The following is a 21,414-nucleotide window of genomic DNA, read 5'->3' as shown; positions in this document are numbered from 1 at the left end:
TGACCGCTACATCTGGGGTAGGACTAACCGAGGTGTCAGTAGTGAGCCTCGCGTATTCTCTGACCTGAATATGTTTTAGCATTACTCAGCCTGTAGATCAGCAGGGATAATCCCTGCATAGGCTTTGGCACGATTAAAAGCCTCATTATTGATACGATAACGTCTATCCATAATTTGGTCAGTCACACTATCATGAAACAGCGATTTAACATCGGGTGTTAAGTTATCAACTTGAATGAATCTATCATTGCTATCTTTTGCAGGGTCATTAAGCACCCAGCCAATACGCTCCCAATCTGAGAAGAAATACTCCTGTAATAAAGGAATAATACGGTTCTCAAATATATTGGCAAGCTCTTCTGCTCTTTCCTCATCTGATTGTAGGTCCATAAGTGACCAGAAGTAAGCATGACCTATGGTGTGCTCTCGATCTAATAATACTTCGATACGTTGATTTATCACTTCAAGTATTTCAGAAACTGGAACATTATGAACGTTAACTTCCTTCAAGTGCGAAGGTTCTGGTAGCAACTCAATGAATTCAAACCTGCGGCGGAGTGCGAAGTCAATTTGCGCCAACGATTTATCCGCAGTGTTCATCGTACCAAGTACGTATAGGTTTGAGGGTACTGAAAACTTCTCCTTAGAATAGGGCAACGTAACTTCGCGTGCATCGCTCCCGTCTTTACGTTTATCAGGTTCTAATAGTGTGATGAGCTCACCAAATATACGCGAAATATTACCTCTGTTTATCTCATCGATTATGATTAAATGAGGTTTATTAACTGCGCTTTCAGTTGAATGAACAGTAAGTAGCTCTTTAAGTTTGTCTCGGTTAATCGTACTGTCTTTAAGGTTATACAAAGTCATTTGAGACAGGGATTTTTCAAACAGTTTTTCTTTAGGAAGGCTTGTTTCATATACTCGTAGCCATTTAACCTTTCTTGACTGTTGATAGCCAATACGATCAGACAAGTCTAGGAATTCATAATTTCCAGTTACCTCTGCTATTGCACGAAATTTATGATTACCATCGGAGATAATTACTAGGTCACCAGTTTTAATGACGTTCTTAAAGCTATTAACGGCAGTTGCTAGATAATTGTAAGGGTCATCCGCAAGAGAGATGTTACGGGTCGACTCAAACTTTGAAACGACCTGCTTTCTATTTTCACACCCTGTAAAGTTAATATCTTCGCCCCAGCCAAGAAGGATATAGTTATTCTCAATACACTCATTGAAAATATCTTCACCCTCATCTTCTAGTGTATTACCAAGGGACAACTTCCAAATTTTCTTACCATCAATATTAACTGACTGCGTTGATCCAGTTCTTTCTTTCGCATTGGTATCGGCCAAACTGCATATACTCTTAAAGATACCTGGTATAACGTCATAGCTGATTATTGATTGATTGTCAGGTCCTTTATTCACGGTAGGTCTAATGCCCTCAACAAAGTCTTCATAGGCAAAGCTTTGATGAAAGGTTGTGAATGCAATGCGCCCTTTGCTAGTTAGCTCATCATACTTTTGCTTCAGCAGGATACGCTTTTCATCATCTGCTAGGTCTTTAAGTACCAATGCTTGATACCATTCGGGATCAACACACTCTACAGCAAGTTCTGTCGTTTTATAAGTTTTACCTGTACCAGGAGGACCGTATAAGATACGGTTTAAAGGTTGTGGTATATAATCGTCATCGATCTCATATTCAGTACTTTTGGATGAAACAGTATGAGAGGTTTTAGCTTTATTTTTATTTAATAGCCATGCTTCATACGAAATTTCATAGAAAGTTTGATCGGTTTTCGAGGCTACGTTATGCATGGTTTCTTGATAATTATGCCAACCGTCTTTAGGGGCATCAATGCTCTTAGAGATGAGCCAAGGACGAGTTTGACTATCAACAGGCAAGTAATTTGATGGGTCTATGTAAAATAAATTTTGGGTAAGTTTAGTGAAAGCGGTACCAGGAATCTGCATGGCAGAGTCGAATAAATCCCCATCAACATTACGATCACGTGCTTGGTGAAATATCTTCCAAAGCATAGGGATATACTCAGGCTTTCTTATATAACCGTATGGAAACATCCATACTTTCTGTGGGTTTGATCTAGGCAAACCATTTAAATCAGTTGGTATAAGACTTTGTAATTCTAGCTTAGTAAGTAACCTAGTAAGAGTTCGAAGGCTTCGAGCTTCGCCGTATTTCATTATTAATGAAAAGAATGAGAAGGGGTCCATGACCTTAACTTTACTTTTCTCATTTTTTAATAACTGATCCTGAAGGCCATTATTTACCCCAATCTCTATGAGGATATCGACTAAATCCTCTTGCTTGTCTTCAAAGTCAACTAGCCAATCCGAAATTGCTTTGAAGGCTGGTATCCAAGTAAATTCATATTGTTTATTTTGACTTAATGTCATCTCCATATCTTTATAGTTGTTGTCCACAAAGTTTAAATCTTTCATCGCCTCTACCAGCTCATCTCGCATTGTCCACTCAAAAAAATTGCTAGAGTCATATCTGCCAGTCATGACTATTCGCCAATAGATTTGACTACCGTCATTACTGACGATTTGGAATCTATTAAGCTCTTTTTGGACTTGCTTGCCGAACTGGGTGATAGCGCCGTTGAAAGTATTGTGATGCAGCTCGTATTTATCGCCAAGAGCTTTGCAGGTGGATTTATGTTCAGGTTCTAAATAAAAAGCTATTAAGGCGTCTATGTAGCTGCGCTTCAATATGTCTTTGTTAGACAGTACTTGCTTCCATTCATCTTTGGTAACAAAGGTTGGGGATTCGTAGTCGCCCTCTGTGACTGTTATTATTTCCATTGATAATTCCGTTAGTATTTAATAGTTTATAGTGAAAGTTGATATTGTTTATTAAGGATGTATTAGACTAGATTGAGCTATATAGAACTGACTCATTATCACGTAGTCGATACAATCTTCATGTGCTTCACCCAAATGCGGTTTGAAGGCTAAACTGCTTTAGGTGTTTAATAGCTGATCTCTTAAATATTAAGAAAACTTAGGATGTAGTAGTAACTCAGGTACTCCATTAGAGCTGACATAGACCACGGCATTTTGGCTGAAGTGACAACACAGTTTGAGGCTGGTTTCTTCATCTATCGGATAAGTAAAGAAGCTGTCTTCTCGCCACTTACCATCCTTACCTATACCGTAGCCGTCAGTCACATTTAGACCTAGTTTAAGTAGTTTTTCTTTCAAGGTTTGATTAGCTTTTTGGTTGTCTTCAACCGTAAGCTCTTCTCCTAACGGGTTCCAAGCCGTAATAAATAACCCGCCGGCAGGAGCGAATTGCTGCAAAAGAGAGGCAGCTTTTGAGGAAAGCTCACCAATATTAAAAAAGGTGTCGCGAAAGTGATAATCGGTTTGATGATAAGCTTCTATAAGGGAAGGATCTAACATAGCTTGCTCGCTAAAATAATAGTTTAAGTCGTTAATGAAAATACAAAGCGATAGTCACTTCATAACCACCTTGCCAGCCGCACCATCCATGCGATAGTTTTTAATGTCACCAGCGATAACTAAGTTAATGGCTTTTTCGATTTCATCTAGAGGAACGTTGAACCATTCGGTTACCTTGTAAAGATTATCATCTACTGCTTTTAAGGATACTTTCACTCTTTGATCATAGAAGAAGGCATGCAAGACACTTTCCACACTACGAGCATTGGCATCATAGACTTGCCATTCAGCTATGATATCTACGGGCTGTTGCAAGAAAGCGGTATCCTTAATTGAGTGCTTAGTGCGCGCTTCTCCTGTAAGGGTTGAGAAGCCAATTTTGTGCAGATGTTTATAATGCGCTAAATCACTTGGGGTCTCAGTCAGCTTAGCAACATAAATGACACCGGTAAGTTGTCGCTCGTCCCCAAAGTTTTTGGCGAGCTCATCATCCATCCAGTCAGGATCAGTAATTAATAGCTGATAGCTGTTTTCGTATTTATATTGAGCAGTAGCCAATGAATGTGTGAGCATATTGGACTCTGTACCATTAGAAAATATTAAGCGTAATCTCTCTTGGCTACGGGTATTCTTTCTGGCCTCTGCTTTATAAATATTAGCCACATAGCAAAGCATGCCGTTTAAAACAAATACGCTGCCAATGTTGATATCTTTCACTGATGAAAAGTTGGTTTTAGTAAAAGCACCCGTTTGAATGGCTTTAGATATACGCTCAAAGGTTGCCTCAAACTTATAAAAGTCCTTACACTCAAACCGGCTGGCTATATCTTCGTCATTATATTGATCATAGCTGGCACGTGTATTAGCCTTATGATCACTGATTAGGATTTCAGAGTGAATATTGTCAAAAATCCCTAGGTCATCACTGTTAAAAATATCATCTAGACTATTAATCACAGGAGGCTCGCTAACAGCCTCAACTACCGGCTCAGCTTTTTCAGTGCCAGCGCTATTTGTCTTTTCAGACTCACTGTTCTTATTACTTATACTTTTGTCTGAGAGGGTCGGTTTGTCGTCAGATAGGGTAGAGGCCGCCCTTTGAGCAGTTAATAAACCATGTCTATCTAAAGCTAGCAGTTCTTGCGAGTTTGCGTGGTTGGTTTGTATGGTCGCTAACAGGCGAGCTTGTATCTTTTCATTAATGTCGCTGGCACTGCTACTAGGCACGTGTCCCTGTTGATCGATAAAAAGGTTGATAGTGTCAAACTGCTGCGCTAAAACACTATTAGTATCTGTGCTTTTGGTAGTAGGCTTAATATCATCAAGTAGACCAGTACTGTCATTGATAAAAATATCGTCTAGCGTTTTGTAATCACGACTTTGATAGATCTCATCGAGTTTAATCATGACTATTGGCTTCTCGCTTGGCTTTTTGGTTTCTGACATAAGTGATAACCTCAGCCATACGTCGCTCGATAGCGTCCTCTGAGTTTTTACTAGGTTGACGATTTTTATTTTTCATAAATGCAACGATCTTTGGCCACATCAGGACCGCTTCTTCCTCAGTAACAGTAGAACGGCTGGCATGCACAACGTCATTAATGGTTTGCAATACTTCTTTGTCCACTGTCCTAGAGAGAACTTCATACGCATCATGAAAGGGGTTGACGGAGCGCACAAGATCGATAGGAAGGTTATTTACGTTGACAAATTTACTGCCAACCTTCACAAAGCCGTTGCTAGGGTTCGAGTCGTTGCTACTGCTTGATTTGGCGTTAGGGTTGTAAATTTTTGCGTCAGCTGGCAGGTGGCGCTCTTTGATAATGTCACTTTCATTGAGCTGACCTTTCCGTTCAGCGTTTAGAGTGGCGATATCGACATATTCAGTGCCTTGCTTAACGAAAAATCGTTCATTTTCGATGATGGCATCTTCAGGAATATCCTTACCCTCAACCACGCCACCTTGGCGGTTGATAGCCATATACTGCATGACACCTTCTTGCACTTGCCGTACTTCATTGGTATCCAGCGCTGGGTATTTACTACGAATAATACTTGGAATAACGGTATCTGATACGGCTTCTGTTTCTACGTTATTGGTCTCAGCAGCGATATACTTTTTTATGTTCTCTGTATTTTGGGCTAACTGCGCCAATATCTCATCACGGTCTTGGTTGAGTATCTTCATGACTCGATCGGAGGGAGGGTTTACTGTATCGTCAATGACAATGGTACCTGCCGGCAAGTCGGCCTTGCCTAATATATCCAGCTCACTACGACGTTTAAAGTTGATGTTAGGTTTGAGCACTTGCTCCATTAGTAGTGATAAAGTAATGGCTTTTAATAAGTCATTAACAGAGCTTGTGACTTCAGATTTATCAGCTTCTGGCTCAGCGATTAGATTGGTAAATTGAGCATGGTGTTTGCCCTTGCTATCGCGTGTTGAGCGGCCAATAATCTGCACCACCTCGGTCAGAGAGCCTCGATAGCCAATGGTCAATACGTGTTCGCAATACTCCCAGTCAAAGCCTTCTTTTGCCATGCCAAGAGCAATAATGATATCCATCTGATCGCGAGAGGTAATATCGGCTAAATAAGCCTGAGTATTCGCCCGCATAGCGTCATCAGTCACTAGATCTGCGAGTAGCAATTGCTTACCGTCATGTGCGCGTATTGTCATAACACCAGTAATATCATCACGAGACTCAACTTCACCAATGACATCTATGATACGGCCAACGGTCTCATACTTGTCTGTCTCAGCAGTGAGACTGTTGACGTTAGGAATGTGGATGATGGTTTTTTTGCTGGTATCCAAGCATTCATCTAAGGCATCAAAAAATGATTTTTTATAAAAGTGATAGCCGAGCCCTAATGATTTTAAGTATTCATAACCATTCAGCTGTTCGTAGTAGGTGTAAGTTACCTTATCGAACTTTTCTTCATCGCTATCTGACAAGATAGGTACGGAGTCGCCACGGAAGTAGGAGCCGGTCATCGCTACAATGTGTGCGCTAGTCTGCGTCATAATGCCATCTAGTATGGCACCCAAGCGATTAGAGTCATCCGCTGACACGTGATGGAACTCATCAATACCGATTAGCACATCGTTAAATAGCTCAATACTGCCGCCATCTTCAATCACTTTGTCAAAACCATATCGAAAGCTATGATGGGTGCAGACTAATACTTGGGGTAGGGCGCTGTCATCTACATCTTGGGTAATAAACTCTGAGAATATCGCAGTCTTGCGCGTATCACTTTGGGCGAGACTTAAGCATAAGTTATAACGATCGGCCACTTCCCAATCAGCAAAAAAACCATAGTCACTGAGCGCTGTTGATTTAAAGGATTTACCGATACTCATCTCTGGGACGGCAATAATGACCTTTTTGATACCTTGGTTGATAAGTTTATCCAATGCCAAAAACATCATGGCACGTGACTTACCAGAGGCTGGCGGCGATTTGATGAGCAAATACTGGCTCTTACGCTTTTCAAATGCACGCGCCTGCATTTCACGCATGCCAAACTCGTTGTTCTGTTTACTTTGACCCGTGCGGGCGTAATTTTGATTTAGGATATTAACAGTGGCAGTCATAGTAGATTCATTATAGGTAGAGATGCTTATAAGGCTGTAGCATCGTAAAAATAAAGCTCATTTGTCATAGCAATAGTGTGAAGTTAGTAGACACAAGTTATCGTATTATCATTACGATCAAACTCAGCCTTTTGATCAAAGACACCGTCCATCCAGTGTGATGTCTGACGTGTTTTGAAGTGTTTCCACACGCTTTGCATGTCTGCATTCTTGGCAAACTTCAGGACGTGTGCACCACCTTCTGACTCAGGTCTAAACTTATACTGATACTCTGTTATAGGTTGTTCTCGGTATTTGACACCATCTGCAAATTTAATATGGTATTCAGTATATTCATAATTAGTATGCATGCTGATATCCTTTATGAGTGGGCTATAACCAGGGGCCCATTGAGAGCGCGGAGTTATAGAAAACTCATAAATCTCATCATTTGCATTCGGTTGTGCAAGGGTCTTCATTTTCATCGAGCTATCAATGAATTTATTATGATGTTCATTGATAGAGCTATAAATGGGACCATCACCGATACAGCCATCTTCCATCCATGCAAACAATATAAACATATCGCCTTCAGGAAGATCTTGACCATTTTTGCCTTTTAGCGATATGAGATCACTTTGCGATGCAGCTGATGCTTGACCTGCAGAAAACACGAGTAGGGCAGCAATTGCTGCGCTTGATAAGATTTTGGATAACATAATAGAATGCTCTTTATAAGGGGTTTGATATTGTTTTGGTATGGATGTTAATGCCAAATAAGCTACTTAGCTTTCTTTTTCGTCTTACTTTGCTTTTCCGCTTCGATAAGCTGCTCATAACGTGCCAGTAAATGCGCCAAACGCTCTTCGGTATTGGCAAAGCCTTGCGGGCGATACAGCTTGTCCACCGCGTCGTCTAACGTGCTATGCGCTTGCTTTAAATCATCAGGCATCTTATCAGGGTCATATAACTCTGCTAAAGTCATGCCAGCATTACTAGCACGGGCAAGTAGGATTTCTTCTGCAAGACTTTCAATGTGCTGGTTCTGCTCATCCGTGGCGTCAGGAAAGGGGAAGGTGTTGTAAACGATAGTGCTTGTATAACGGTAACGGCTCTCTAGTCGCCCAGTGACTAAGCGCATCCAGTCGTTGTGGATAAGTGAAGTTAAAATTGCAAAATCGTATATTGTTCCATTGGGAACGATATTGACAAGGTTCGTAGCTATAACTTCATGACTATAAAAACCTATTGGCACATATTGGCGACGTTCAGATGTAACCCCAGGAACTAAGATATAGTTTCCTGACTTGGGTTGTGCTATTTGTCTGAATAGATGTGGGGATTTGGCAAAATCTCTTGTCGATTCTGCTTTGCTTTCTTCTCTAAATACTTTTACCTTATCTAGTCTTGATTTTATCAAAGGGTATTTAGCTAACTTTTCTAAATCGGCATCCTCAAACCATAAGCACCATCTTTGCTCACTATGGAGAAATTCTTTAGCTCCTACAACCTTTTTAATATATTGACTAGAGAATGGTTCGTTTCGTTCAAGTGCCTCCTTCTCATGATTTTCTAATAACAAGAACCCCCCGTCAGTAGGTTTGTTTCCAAATAACATTTTCGGTCTTTTTTGAACTGGGTCTCTTAATCCAATAACAGCAGTATTACTACCTGAGATTAAATAAGGGCTTATGTTATCTACTAATTCGCTATGCCAAACTTTATTAACAAGTTTGTATATAGCTTTATCTCGATGGTTTAATGCAGATAGTCCAATAATTACTACGTGAACGCCAGCATTATGCTTAGCATTATTGCGCCATGGAAAAGATTGGTATGCGAAATTAATATTTAATCCTAATTCGAAAATATCAGGGAATAACATGCCAACTTGTTCGCCTTGGGCAATCGAGTTGGTTGATACCAAGGCAAGCTCAGCATTAGAGTTAGCGATGTATTGCGAACCTTTCCAAAACCATGAGGAAACGTAATCCAGATACTTTAGTGTTTTTTTGCCAAAAACAATTTTCATGTCTTCAGCTTGTTCATCAGTTCTATTGGTTGTGCCCCCAAACGGTGGGTTGCCAATAATATAAATCTCATCACTGCCATTATTTGGACATACTTCATTCCAGTCGAGACGCAAGCTATTGCCATGAATGATATGCCCGCTGTCTTTGAGAGGTAGCATAGGGGTTGATGCACCGAATTCTTGCTCAAACAACACATTCATCTGATGTTCAGCGAGCCAAAGTGATAAATGCGCTATTTGACTGGCAAAGTCGTCATACTCAATACCATATAGATTATCTAAGCTGACTACACTATCAAAGCTTAAACCTAACAAGTTGTCTTTAGAGTTTTTAAGTAAGTCGCGTTGTGCTTTTAATACATCAATCTCTAGTTTACGCAGCTCTTTATAAGCAATGATCAAAAAATTGCCTGATCCGCAAGCTGGGTCAAATACTTTGATTTGGCTGATACGCTTAAGTAGGGTATCTAAGCGCTCGGCTTTATTATTCTTATGGCGATTGTCATAACTTAGCGCTATAACTGTGTCTAGCTCTGTACGTAGCTCATCTAAGAATAAGGGCTGTATGACCTTCATGATATTGCTAACACTGGTGTAATGCTGTCCTAAGCTGCCACGCTGCTCAGGGTCAATCACTGCTTGAAACATGGAGCCAAAAATATCTGGGTTAATCTCGGCCCAGCTCAAACGTGCGCACTCTAGCAAGATACGGCGGGTACGCGCATCGAACTCCGGGATGGCAAAGGGATATTCAAACAAGCTACCGTTGACGTACGGGAAGGCGCTTAGATGGGTGGGTTTGGCATCGCGCTCAGCGCTAGACTCAGGTAAGTTGAGAATGTCAAACAGCTCATATAAGACGCTATCGACATCGCTACCATCTATATTGGTAGTGCCATCGATCACATCATGGAACTGAGCTGGCTTAAAGATACCCGTATCTTCGGCATAAAAGCAGAACAGTAGTCTCGTCAAAAATATATTGAGCGCATGTAAGTCATCAGCAGTATTAAACTCGTTGAGCTTGCGGATGTGGTCAAACAAACGACCCATTTTCTCTGATGCCTGCACATCGGCTGGGTGCTCTGAGTACTCACGCGCACGCTCTAGGCCGGCAAGTGGCAATAAAAAGTGGTAGTTTTTATAAAGATCGGTAAAGTCGCAGTCAAGCGTCTCATCATACTTAGTATCGTTAATCAGTACAGTATTGAAGTCCGTTACCATCATCATGCGGATTTTGTGCTGATTGATGATTGGGCTGTTCATCACCTCAGTTAGTGCTTTAGCAAGGTCTTGACCAGCACCTACAGGCTTAAAGTAGATACGATGCTTATTGGCAACCTCGCCAGCTTCAGGATTGGCGGCAACGTTAAAACGGCTATCGTTCTTTTTAAGTGCCGTTATCGTGGTTTTCGAGACATCGAGTAGCTTTAGAAAATCAAAGATAAAGTCGTCTTGTTTATTCTTATCAATGACTTTGGTGGTTAATTTTTCTAAATCTTCAAAAAACTGGGTTTGGTTAAATGCCATGGAGGTCTCTTTCGATGAATTACGGGTGTAAATTAGCAGGCTAATGTGCAATTATAGCGCTATCTTATCGTATTTGAAGGCTTAAGTGTTCTGAAAAATAGGGTGGATATGGTGTTTTATTGCTTATTAATTTAATACGCTACAAGTTTATCAACAGGGATTAACGATGATAGTGGGTACTGAGTTTCAAGGAGATTCTATTCGTATAGGAATGATCCAGCATGATTGCTACGGAGAAGCATTACGAATCATCATTGACTTTGCTATCGATAAGCATCGCCATGCCGAAAGGGTGGTTGATGTCCGTACAGAACTTAGTGACTTGCGAGATGAGCTGAATAGTTTTGATCATAGAACTTTGCAGTGGTTGCATGATCGTATGGCGGTTGCTTTTCGCATGGACTACTGTCTTAACGCAGATTTATTTACTTATAGTACGCCAGATCCACACACGCCTGCACAGACGGTGTCGTTTTGGCTTGATTTTTTAAGAAAAGAGCTTGCAAGGATGTTTTCTCATCACTTAGAGCTACCCCGATTGATACTTACTGCTGCGGCTTATCCAAACCCTGATAAGCGAGGGATGAAGGCAGAGGATGAGATTTATGAGCTGACTAGACGACTATATCCTGAAATGGAAATGAATCATTCTGAGGGTGAGAAAGGTACAGTCGATCTGTATCAAAGCAAACCCCAATATTAACAACATCACCTGAGAAAAGTGGATTTCATACCTCAGCCTTCTATGCTATACAAGTAATAGTATGTAGGGGTTTTTAGACTTATCAGAGTAAATAAATTAATGGTATATGGAGATGTTATTAATATTTTGAACACCATGGTTTTGGGGTACGTGCCATCTGCTAAGGTATAGTTTAAATTAATATTTGATCTATAGTTAGCTGAATGTAAAACTGTTATGGATTTAAACGCGCTACTGGTATAAATTTTACTTGCGTGCTGCGTTCCTAGAGGCTGCGCAAAATTCATCCCAGTAGCGCTATGACATTTTTAGAGTGTATCGACTACACTCTAGCATTGAACCATTCTTCGCTATCGATGTTAGTTTTAAAACTATACTTTAATAAAAATAAACATCAGATCAAAATTTTTTAAAATTATAATCTCTCAAGCTAATGTCTACGGATTTGACAGCAGAAGTCACTACTCAAAAAATCTATTTACCAAAACTCACAGGTGACGGTTTTATTTTTAGGGTTGTAAGTAGCCCCTCTTTTTTCCATCTCACCCCAGTATTCCATGGTTCGAGTTTGAAAGTTCGGCATAATGGTAGGTATAGTCGCAGTCGGTGCAAACTTTAAAACATTTTCACCACCTGATGACTCAGGTATAAAACTGAATTTATACTCCTCTAGAGGCTGACCGCGATAGGTAACGCCTTTGTTAAAAATAACCCGATATTCAGTGTATGGTTCACCTTTCTTCATTTTTACATCTTTTATCATATTTCGATATTCTGCTAACCATTGCGCCTTCGGCTTTACAAAGTCTCCAGAGGCCTTTTGACCGCTAATACTCTCTATAAATGCTGTGTCTTTAGCAGCAATCTTTTTATAAGGCAGTTTTTCACCAGAACAAGCATCTTCCATCCAACCAAATACATGGACCATATCATTACTTTTATAGCTGCTGACACTTTTAGAAGAGTTAGGAGCAGCTAGGGTAATAGTAGATAGTAAAGTTGCAGTCGCTAATAGAGCCAAAGAATTTATAGATATAGGTGTCATAGTTTCTCCAATAAATAAATGTAGATTGTTCAGGTACATGGTAAAGAACGCATTATAGCTAAATAATTGTTAGGATATACTGCTAATAAATTCATAAGGTACGCAGAAAGCAGTGTCTTTTTTGATGTACTTGAAACATTGCAAAACATCAGAAAGGTTAGGGCTTTTCTTTTCATAGCGACTTTCTATTTCTTTATCAGATATTTTTTTAAATGTCTTATGATGTAAATTTATTACTTCAGCTGCTTTACCATTGACTGAGATACTTTCTTTTAAATTTTGGACGTTTCCATTTTTATCAAAATCAAACGTAGCATTATTGACAGTACGATAAGTACTACCATTAGGCAGTTTAAAATTTAGTTGGCTAATGGCATAACTCATGCTCCCTCCTACTGCACCATCGTAAGTACAAGACTTTGCAATAACCTTCTTCTTACTAATAGAATCAACGATGGTGCATTTGGTGTTACCATTAATATCACCCATGCCGGCAATAGCACTAATAGAAAGTAATAACAATGGAGTAACCATCAGTGTTTTTTTGAGCTTCATGACTATATCCTTTTATGGTTTTTAATTTCAGACAAAGTAAATGATAGCCTTGCTGATGAGTTGATTATAGCGTCTGAAATACTGATTATTTTTCTAACCGATGAACGGTTGCCAATCGAATTTGAATTCCTAAGGCATATCCCCGTTTTTAGTAGTTAAGGCTATTAGTCGGTTTCAAAGCTTAAGAGGTTAAGAATAAAAATAATAAAGTAAAAACTCAAACCCCAAGACCCCATCTTTGATCTCATCATCTAGTAAAATTCTAAAAAATAATGACCTCTTAAAGCCATATCAATTGTGGCTTTAAGAGGTTTTTTTGTGTTTAAAATAATCTGAAATATTTAAAACTAGTAGCTATTATCCAATTTTAAGCACCACAACGCTAAAGCGTTTAACACCTACATGATTACTGGATAACATGAATTATAATCACTATTTAATCATAAAACATGAAAAATATTAATCTTAAGCCAATAAAAAAACTTATAGTCCTAGGCAAAAGTAATTTGCTTATACATCGCTATGCTGAGAAGTCTTTATTTGTTTAGCAGATATTTGAACCCGAGGCTACCTACATTAATATGGAAACCCCGATATTAACAGCATCACCTAAGTAAATTAACAAATGAGTAGAAGTGGATAATTCTATAGTACCTATAGGTTTGTAGTGATATTCAAACCCCGAGTTTGTACTTTGTACCTGACAAAAATATAAAATGTAAGAACCTCTTACAGCTATATTGATTATGGCTTTAAGAGGTTTTTTTGTGTTTAGAATCATTTTAACTATCTAATAGAATTGATTTTTTTGCGATATTAAGCCCCACAACACTAAAGCGTTTGACACCTATATGTTTATTGGATAACATGAATTATATTCACTATTATTTTATATATGATGAAAAATAATAAAATTAAGGTTGGGCAAAAACTTACTAATCCTAGTAAGGATGATTTGTATGTACATCCGTATGCTAAAGCCGCTTTATGTGTTTGGCAGAGATTGAGACCTAAAACGACTTATATCAATATGAAGTTTTTGGATAATTTCTACCGTCCACCCCTGCGCTTGGTTGATGGAGGGGACGATGCTTTTTATTTCTTTAATGATTTCCAAAGAGTCGATCAGGTTTTAAGGTTCGAGAATGATAGCGATCACCCATGCTTAATAATCCCTGAAAGTATTAAAGATGTTCAGCAGCTCGCATGGATGGAGGTTATAAACTTGATGTTCTTGAAAGGTATTCACCATCCTGATTTGTTTAAAGCACTTAAATGCACTGCACCTCAAAGTGTGATATGCCAGCTCATGGGGGTTAGGCAACTGACTGTAAAGGAGTATTGCCATTTTGCAGGTATTAGCCAGAGTAGTTATGAATATCGCCAATGTAAGTTTGCACTAGAAGATCGAGTTCTAGGTATTCCTCAAAGTATGAGCTGGTTGAGTGGTGCACCCTAATGAATATAAAGCAGTTTGATAACAGCGAATTACAAACGGTTTTAGATCGTCTAGTGCCACTTGATTCACCGTACTTTATAAAAATACAAAGTCTGATTATTAATACTCTTTATACTAATCCAGGCTTCTGCCTACATATTGGTGAGCAAGCCAGCCTAGATATGCCAGTATTTACATCGTCTGAATGTGAAGCTATCGCCAGGAAAGTCGTCAAAGAGAAAAAAATTGAGAATTGGGCAGTCACTTATATGCTGGTCTTGTTTTACCAGAGGTATGGTCAAGCACGTAGGGATGATGAAGCATGGCAGTTTATGAGTGCATATCTGCAAATAATCATTATGATTGCTATACGTAAGGATGAACACTCTGTAAAAGTCGGTCAGCTAAGTGTGCGTCTAAGGATGGGGTTGAAGCCTAATAACCCACAAGCTGAGATTGTTAAAAAACTGATTGATATCCATGCTCAACATGTTTCACTGACGAAGGCACTAGCAGCATTACGCGTATATGAAGCTAAGATAAGAAGTGATGAAGAGTCAGGCAAAGTGGTTAATCAAAAGTTGGCTGGTAAAATTGGTCAAATAAGACTTGCCTATGAAGTAGTTGCAGAGAACAAAGCGTTTGTAAGTAAAACCTATACCAGCTCACAAAACAATGAGCTTAGTAAAGAACACACTAATAAGCGATACCTTAATAGTGCTGATGAGCCAATACGAGTCACAATATTTGGTAGACCCCATAAAAATGATAACGTATCGGACGCTGAGAATATTGCTGATGATGACCCGCCTGCGCTCTTAGATAATGATTTTAAGCCTTCCAGTACAACCGCTAAATCCTCAGAATTACAGCAATGGAAGCTAAAAAATAAATATCGACATGCCCGCCGTAACCAGTTTCATTTTCCTACTAATTTACGTCAACTAAGTCTACTGAGCTATCAGATGTTATTTGCTCGGGTGTGGCAGCTTTTTGGCGTTGTCAGCTATAAACAGCGTCGGGTTTATGCCGTTATATTACTATCAATGCTAAGTGGTCGGAAGGTCCAAGACGTGATTTATGAGCTGGCATTGGATAAAAGTCAGCGCAAGTGGTTGAGTCATGAAAGCGGTTCGGCTGCTGATAGTTATGCTATGAGTAATACTATTAACGTAACTTCAAATCGTAGAAGCCACTTATTGCCACATCGTCAAAGCCATGATAATGAATTTAAATTACCTCTGCCAGCGAGGCTACAAGCAGTTATTGAAAATAAGTTTTCGGTGGATGGCGATGAAGTGTCTGAAGTGCTGGCAAGCTTGAAAGTGCAACTAGAGCTACCGGTGTTATCAAATCAGCATATTGACGCTTGTTTATATACAGTTATAAAGAATGAGCTGCAAGAGCCATTACATGCCGACATGATTACTGGAGTTGATGTGAAACACAGCTCGCCCTTGTACTACACCAGTATTGAGACAATAAGCTTAGAGAAGACTTACTACAGCGCCATACAACTATTGACCGAATACTGTACTGCGGACAGCCAAGGTGAGCTACGACAGCTTAGTATGTCTAGCACGAAAAGCAATCGTTATAAAAAATATATTGGTAGTGACATGACTTTAAATATTGATATCTGCCAAAGATTTTTTGATGAGCTTGCTGAAGCAACTGAGAGTTATAACGGTCGATTAAAGCGGAACGTAAGCATAAGGCAGGACCGTTATATTGAGCAGTTTAATGCTTATGGTGTCTGGTTATGGCACATCATCTTTATTCAGACTGGGATTAGACCCGTAAAGCATGCGCCTGGGCTTTTAAATCAATTTGATTTTAGGCAAAGGCTGTTATGGGTGTCGGATAAAGAAGAGCGTCAGGGACAAGGGCAGGGAAGGCTTATTCCTCTTAGTGATTTCTTAATCACAGCGATTCAAAATTATATTAAATATATCAAGCAATTTGCGGTCATGCATAATTCTATATATCCCAATGACCAATTTCCTATAAATAAAATTTTGAACTCTAGTCAGCCACTCATTCAGCTATTTAGCCAAAATCCCAAAGGCTTTAACGGTATCACGCCTAGTAAGGTTCGCTATCAGATAAAGCATTTTTTTAGTCATCAAGATAATTGGCTAAGACACCAATTACGTTCACTACTAACGAATAGGTCCCCTGAGCATTTGATCTGCGCCCTATATGGTCATGAACATCCAGATCAGGAGGCTATGCATCCCATGTCGTCATTATCCATTAATGAGCTAAAAGCGTTATCCGCTGACTTAGAGAAAGTTGCAGTTGAGCTTAACCTACGACAAGTTGAGGTGAATATATATGGATAATGCCGTTGCTCATCAGTTAAGAGAAGAAAATAAAAGCAAGAGTCATGAGAGTATCAAAAATGAGGCAAAATTTTTGATAGCTTCGTATGTTGATGACAATCACATACTCACAGGAACAGACCTAACTGAATACTATCAAACCATTGGTAGCATACTTGAGGTGCATTTTGATACTGCGCATAGCTATCACTTAGCCAGACAAGGATTTTTAGAATACATACGGAGTTATAACAAATCTCATGAACTGAGTATGGATGAACCAGTTGTGCCAGTCATAGCAGAGCGTGATCATTTAACAATATCCTATGATTGGATGGTAAGTGGTGCTCAAGTAAGCCTTGCTAGCCAGCAAATAATTGAGATATGGCAACGGAAAAGAAGGTTCTCAAACAATGATTTGATTGAGTCAGTGCTCTACTGTAGCGTGATGTATGGGGGATTGAATGACATAGATGTGTTAAAAGCACTGTATCAATGGCTCCTAGGCGAACGTGACATATATCAATTGCAGCTACCAGCAACTGATGAATTACCAGATTCAGGTGTCAGCAGCGAGAGTTTGGCGCTAATCTTGCTCAGTATTGATGATGACAATTACGGTTGTTCTTATACGCAAAGTCATACCTCAGAGGATGTATCTGCTACAAGCTTACAGCGCTATGTAGAGTACATACCTGATGATATGACACTTTGCTTTTTATACGCGCTAAAAGATAAAAAGTTAAAAAAAGAAGATGTGAAGTCGTTTGAAATCATTATTAATGAGATTTGTAAGAAGCTAAAACTACAAAATAAAGATAAAAGTAAACCATATTTATCACAGTTAATAAAATACGCTGACTATCATTGGCGGCAGATGAAGGGGGGCGATATAGACACTGCACTGGCTATGGTTAGACAAGGAAAGATTAAAACGACGAGCTTAACCACAAATAAGCTTATTAGTTATAATCAAGAGGTGTTTAAATCAAACCCACAGCCGCTTACTTGGTCCGAGTTATTTATAGTAAGCTATTCAGGATCAGACAAAAAAAGTACCAATAGTAGGGAGTATCCAAGCTTTAGCAAGAATCTGATTAAAGAGGTTCAAGATGCCCTTAAAGGCAGTAAAGCATCCGCTATTATACAAGTAGAGCTGTTACAGCAGGAGTTAACCCAACCCAACGCCATGCGTCTTTTAGGATGGGTAAAGAGCTTATTGAATGATAGCAGTAACAGGTTAGATACCATCAGTAAATATCTGGGATGTATTGGTCGCGATTGGCTGATGCTAACAATGGATGAGAATCTTGATGAATGGTCTGACGAGGACTTTGAAGCTGTATATGAGGAGATCATTCAAAGTAAGATTAAGGATGGAAGAAAGCGGTCTATTTTGAACAAAAACTCAGGCTTTGGTGAAGACAATCTAGATACAGACGATGATTTAGTTGGCTGTGCAGACGATGTGATAAGTCAATGTAGTTTCAATGGCTTAAAGAATGAGCATATAAACAAAAACAAAGTTTCATATCTGGATAAGCTCAAAGATACTCAAAAATTTACTTACGGCAGACTACGAGCTTTCCATAATTATCAGCGAGCATCCTATAATACGCCGTTTGTGTATTTCCCATGGGGTAATAAACGCCAAGTGGTAAATGCGAACATGATATCGCCTCGGATATATCATGCGATGAAAGAGTATTTGGTCAATTCGGGCTTAGACGATGAGCAGAAAGACCTTTGCTTATTAGTGTTAAGTCTTGCGTATCGAACAGGGTTGCGAATTAAAGAACTTATCGGTGTTAAAGTTCGTGATATAGCTGACATCTATATTGATGAACATGGACAACGAATAGAGCAGCCGCAAATATGGTTAAGACCAAATCGCTATCGGAGATTGAAAAGTAGCAGCGCAAGCCGCCTTATACCCATTAACTGCCTACTTAAGAAAGACGAGTTAAAACAATTTACTCAGTTATATCGTCAGCAGAAAAGGTTGAAGCGTCGTTACTTGTTTTCTCAAGGTTCAGGTGATCAGCCGTTACCCAGTGTGATTTTCAGTAATCTCATGAAGTTAATTTGGGACAGATTGCTAGGAGAGCACGATTTCACATTTCACAGCTTTAGGCATACTGCGATTAGTCAGCTGGCGTTAGTACTAAGTAAGTCGCCATTGGCACAGGTGATGACTGATTATGATAATGAGCAGTGCGAAAAAGTAATAAAAGGGGTCCTTGGCTATCACAAGGAACAAGGATCCTGGTTTGGACTGGCCAGCTTTGCAGGACATTTAACGTGCGACACAACCTTCGAGCATTATATTCATACTGCTCATCTGCTGGCAGGGGAGCGGCTGAGTAATGCTTGCTTGGAGCTACCTATAACAGTTTTAGAGTTAATAACAGATCTAGATTACTCTGCTATCTATAGACAAGACAAAACTGCTTATGATGCAACGACAAAGACTGTGCAATTAAATAAGATAAGACCATATTTCCTTAAAAAAACGGCTGTTAATAAAACACCATTATTTAAGAATGCAGATGAACCTGATAGCAATGCTAGCCAGCCACTGTTAAATAGTAGTTTGAATGAATTGAAAGAGTCGAATACAAATTCAATTTTTATTCACCCTAAATATGCGGACGTCATAGGTTTTCTAGAGGAGCTGCAGGAGTTAAAAGAAAATTCTCGAGATGAGCTGTTACCTGAAGTTGCTATTAGACATGGTATAAGTCTAAATAAATCTAAATGTTTATACCTGCGCGCTAGTCAGCTGTTCGACGATGACAGGCTATTACTAGGTAGGCCTAAAGGTAGTAAGAATCAGGAAGTAATCATTAGAGCATTAGATAGGGCATATCAGATGTCTATAAAGGATCCTGAGAAGTTGAGAGTATTTATTGAGATATTTGCGCATAAGCATAACTTAAATAACTCATCGATCCATTTTGGTATTAAGGAGACCCAGATTGAGATGCTACAGAGTTTTATGCTAGTAGGTTGTCAGCTTATTGATGCCAATCATTGGCAAGTTAGGACATATAGTGAGCAAGTTGTAAGTGATGTTAAAAAAGACTTAGGTCTGAACAGCTCAATACGTGTCGGTGCACGTGAGAGTTTTCATGGCTATGAGGTAAGGGTAGTACAGAAAAAACGTAAACACTCTGACAAAAACTTGGCTACCACTAATCACTATTATGCGTCATCGGGCGTTCTTAAGTTTTTAGGGTATTTTTTGATGGTATTAATAGAAGATAAAGTATAGAGTTTAGAGCTGTTTATAGCTAGCTTGTTCAATTAACCTTGATGCTTCTAAACAATTCGCTTTGTTGTAGTGATGCACTACGTCTATCGCCTTGATCAATAAGCCAGTCAATAATTCTTAAGAGCTTTTGCCCAGTTTGCAAGTTTAGTGGATTATCTCTTGCCGCAAAAAATTGAACTAGTTCAGCAAGCCTTGAATATAGCGTGCTACCTTGCCAGCCTAAAAGCTTAGGTGTAGATATGACGGTTAAGACTTGATCTGCGAAAAGTTCAGTAGGATAGTCTTTTTTAGCGCTCTCACATAGTTGTACGAAATTTTGCATAACAACGCCTACCCAACCTGCTTCACGCACAAGCTTATCGATAATTGGTAATATCAAATTAATCTCAGACCAGTTTTCATTTGCAAACCGTTTAGCACCATTAAATTGGCTAAATCGAGTAAACATTAATATTTCTAGTGTATTATTTTTAAGTTGTTCGAATCTGCCAACTCTGTAGCTATCTTTGTTTAGCTCTTCAATTTGTAAGAATCTATCCAAACACTTTTGCAAAATTTTTATAATATCTTCTGATACAATAGACCTCTTGCAAAAGTAGCAGAGGGAATTAAAATAAGAAGAACATTCATCGTTGTCTAAGAACCATGCCAAACATAGATAAGCTACTCAAACAAAGTGACGCTGGTTTTAAACGCTACACTGGCATTCATAAAGCCACCTTTTATGACATGCTTGATGCCATGCAAGAGCATGAAGCATCTAAGACCAAATCAGGTAGACCAAGTGTGCTCAGTCTTAAGGAGCAGATACTACTAGCCCTGACTTATTGGCGTGAATACCGCACGCTTTATCATATCAGTATGGACTTTGGTATTCATGAGTCTTCTGCTAGCCGTATCATTCGTAAAGTAGAAGACACACTGATTGACTCTGGCAAGTTTGAATTACCTAAAAAGCTGCCTAGTCGTGTCGATGACGACATCAATTGGTCAGTCGTCATTGTTGATGCTACCGAAACCCCTATTGAGCGTCCAAAAAAAACCAAAGAGACTACTACAGCGGTAAGAAAAAACAACACACCTTAAAAGCGCAGGTTATCGTTCATTGGCAAACTGGTTTGATACTTGATGTGCAAACCTGTAAAGGGTCAATCCACGATTTTAAGCTGTATAAAGATACTTGTCCTGACTGGTTACCTTGTGACGCCAAGCTACTAGCCGATAGTGGTTATCAAGGGTTAGCAAAGTTACATGAGCAAACTTTCACGCCATTTAAGAAACCTCGTGGTGGTCAGTTATTAGAGATATGCAAACAGGCCAATCACTATCTGGCAAAGTTCCGTATTGTGGTTGAGCACAAAATAGGCTTAATCAAGTTGTTTAAAATCGTGGCTCATAAATATCGCAACCGTCGTCAGCGCTATGATCTTAGAATGAAGCTGTTTGCTGGTATCATTAATTCCGAGCTTAAATTATGACTTTTGCAAGAGGTCTA

General features: G+C 39.3%; 14 protein-coding genes and 1 pseudogene. 6 read left to right on the top strand and 9 right to left on the bottom strand.

Annotated features, from left to right (window positions below; translation table 11 throughout):
* Positions 1-81 precede the first annotated feature (81 nt).
* The 6 genes from W234_RS0100075 to W234_RS0100050 all read right to left on the bottom strand — a co-directional run bounded on the left by W234_RS0100075 (position 82) and on the right by W234_RS0100050 (position 10,580).
* Positions 82-2,838 (bottom strand): AAA family ATPase, encoded by a 2,757-nt coding sequence (locus tag W234_RS0100075; protein ID WP_025643571.1) that lies wholly within the window; start codon positions 2,836-2,838, stop codon positions 82-84.
* 189 nt (positions 2,839-3,027) lie between these two features.
* The gene (locus tag W234_RS13525; protein WP_025643570.1) at positions 3,028-3,438 is read right to left on the bottom strand and encodes a DUF3293 domain-containing protein; all 411 of its coding nucleotides are present in this window, start codon (positions 3,436-3,438) and stop codon (positions 3,028-3,030) included.
* Positions 3,439-3,492: 54 nt separating this feature from the next.
* Positions 3,493-4,884 carry a GIY-YIG nuclease family protein gene (locus tag W234_RS0100065; protein ID WP_025643568.1) on the bottom strand — a complete coding sequence of 464 codons (1,392 nt, stop codon included), beginning with the start codon at positions 4,882-4,884 and terminating at the stop codon, positions 3,493-3,495.
* Positions 4,838-7,039: a DEAD/DEAH box helicase gene (locus W234_RS0100060; protein ID WP_025643567.1), complete on the bottom strand. Its 2,202-nt coding sequence runs from the start codon at positions 7,037-7,039 to the stop codon at positions 4,838-4,840. Before W234_RS0100060 ends, W234_RS0100065 begins: the two co-directional genes overlap by 47 nt.
* A gap of 83 nt (positions 7,040-7,122) precedes the next feature.
* The gene (locus tag W234_RS0100055) at positions 7,123-7,794 is read right to left on the bottom strand and encodes a hypothetical protein (protein WP_156923929.1); all 672 of its coding nucleotides are present in this window, start codon (positions 7,792-7,794) and stop codon (positions 7,123-7,125) included.
* Between the two features lie 5 nt (positions 7,795-7,799).
* Entirely contained in the window at positions 7,800-10,580 is a 2,781-nt protein-coding gene (locus W234_RS0100050; RefSeq protein ID WP_025643563.1) for a DNA methyltransferase, read from the bottom strand.
* A 166-nt stretch (positions 10,581-10,746) separates the two neighbouring features.
* On the opposite strand from W234_RS0100050, the gene W234_RS0100045 reads away from it, so the two are divergent.
* Positions 10,747-11,283, top strand: coding sequence for a hypothetical protein (locus W234_RS0100045; RefSeq protein WP_025643561.1), 537 nt, complete (start codon positions 10,747-10,749; stop codon positions 11,281-11,283).
* A gap of 478 nt (positions 11,284-11,761) precedes the next feature.
* On the opposite strand, the gene W234_RS0100040 is transcribed toward W234_RS0100045, so the two are convergent.
* Together W234_RS0100040 and W234_RS0100035 are read right to left on the bottom strand one after the other, a co-directional pair.
* Positions 11,762-12,328 (bottom strand): hypothetical protein, encoded by a 567-nt coding sequence (locus W234_RS0100040; protein ID WP_025643559.1) that lies wholly within the window; start codon positions 12,326-12,328, stop codon positions 11,762-11,764.
* Positions 12,329-12,397: 69 nt separating this feature from the next.
* Complete coding sequence (locus W234_RS0100035; RefSeq protein WP_025643557.1) at positions 12,398-12,883, bottom strand: hypothetical protein; 486 nt, start codon at positions 12,881-12,883, stop codon at positions 12,398-12,400.
* Positions 12,884-13,778: 895 nt separating this feature from the next.
* On the opposite strand from W234_RS0100035, the gene W234_RS0100030 reads away from it, so the two are divergent.
* From W234_RS0100030 to W234_RS0100020, 3 genes are read left to right on the top strand one after another with little or no spacing between them, the layout of a single operon-like run.
* Positions 13,779-14,342: a hypothetical protein gene (locus tag W234_RS0100030; protein WP_025643555.1), complete on the top strand. Its 564-nt coding sequence runs from the start codon at positions 13,779-13,781 to the stop codon at positions 14,340-14,342.
* On the top strand, positions 14,342-16,666 hold the full coding sequence (locus tag W234_RS0100025) for a hypothetical protein (protein WP_025643552.1): 2,325 nt from the start codon (positions 14,342-14,344) through the stop codon (positions 16,664-16,666). The genes W234_RS0100030 and W234_RS0100025 overlap by 1 nt, the downstream gene beginning before the upstream one ends.
* Positions 16,659-19,919, top strand: coding sequence for a site-specific integrase (locus tag W234_RS0100020; RefSeq protein ID WP_025643550.1), 3,261 nt, complete (start codon positions 16,659-16,661; stop codon positions 19,917-19,919). Before W234_RS0100025 ends, W234_RS0100020 begins: the two co-directional genes overlap by 8 nt.
* A gap of 28 nt (positions 19,920-19,947) precedes the next feature.
* Here W234_RS0100020 and W234_RS0100015 read toward each other — a convergent pair whose 3' ends face one another.
* Positions 19,948-20,460, bottom strand: a complete 513-nt coding sequence (locus W234_RS0100015; RefSeq protein WP_156923928.1) for a hypothetical protein — start codon at positions 20,458-20,460, stop codon at positions 19,948-19,950.
* A 104-nt stretch (positions 20,461-20,564) separates the two neighbouring features.
* Between W234_RS0100015 and W234_RS0100010 the strand changes: the two genes are divergently transcribed.
* On the top strand, positions 20,565-21,005 hold the full coding sequence (locus W234_RS0100010; RefSeq protein ID WP_025643546.1) for a transposase family protein: 441 nt from the start codon (positions 20,565-20,567) through the stop codon (positions 21,003-21,005).
* Between the two features lie 8 nt (positions 21,006-21,013).
* A pseudogene (locus tag W234_RS0100005) lies at positions 21,014-21,397 on the top strand (transposase family protein); the annotation flags it as partial.
* Positions 21,398-21,414 lie beyond the last annotated feature (17 nt).

Source organism: Psychrobacter sp. TB15 (assembly GCF_000511655.1).
Classification (GTDB): domain Bacteria; phylum Pseudomonadota; class Gammaproteobacteria; order Pseudomonadales; family Moraxellaceae; genus Psychrobacter; species Psychrobacter submarinus.
This window is presented reverse-complemented; position numbering and strand designations above follow the sequence as displayed.

Bases quoted from the DNA above. Each gene is read 5' to 3' on its own strand.
- W234_RS0100075 (WP_025643571.1), bottom strand. From the start codon at position 2,838: ATGGAAATAATAACAGTCACAGAGGGCGACTACGAATCCCCAACCTTT.
- W234_RS13525 (WP_025643570.1), bottom strand. From the start codon at position 3,438: ATGTTAGATCCTTCCCTTATAGAAGCTTATCATCAAACCGATTATCAC.
- W234_RS0100065 (WP_025643568.1), bottom strand. From the start codon at position 4,884: ATGTCAGAAACCAAAAAGCCAAGCGAGAAGCCAATAGTCATGATTAAA.
- W234_RS0100060 (WP_025643567.1), bottom strand. From the start codon at position 7,039: ATGACTGCCACTGTTAATATCCTAAATCAAAATTACGCCCGCACGGGT.
- W234_RS0100050 (WP_025643563.1), bottom strand. From the start codon at position 10,580: ATGGCATTTAACCAAACCCAGTTTTTTGAAGATTTAGAAAAATTAACC.
- W234_RS0100045 (WP_025643561.1), top strand. From the start codon at position 10,747: ATGATAGTGGGTACTGAGTTTCAAGGAGATTCTATTCGTATAGGAATG.
- W234_RS0100040 (WP_025643559.1), bottom strand. From the start codon at position 12,328: ATGACACCTATATCTATAAATTCTTTGGCTCTATTAGCGACTGCAACT.
- W234_RS0100035 (WP_025643557.1), bottom strand. From the start codon at position 12,883: ATGAAGCTCAAAAAAACACTGATGGTTACTCCATTGTTATTACTTTCT.
- W234_RS0100030 (WP_025643555.1), top strand. From the start codon at position 13,779: ATGATGAAAAATAATAAAATTAAGGTTGGGCAAAAACTTACTAATCCT.
- W234_RS0100025 (WP_025643552.1), top strand. From the start codon at position 14,342: ATGAATATAAAGCAGTTTGATAACAGCGAATTACAAACGGTTTTAGAT.
- W234_RS0100020 (WP_025643550.1), top strand. From the start codon at position 16,659: ATGGATAATGCCGTTGCTCATCAGTTAAGAGAAGAAAATAAAAGCAAG.
- W234_RS0100010 (WP_025643546.1), top strand. From the start codon at position 20,565: ATGCCAAACATAGATAAGCTACTCAAACAAAGTGACGCTGGTTTTAAA.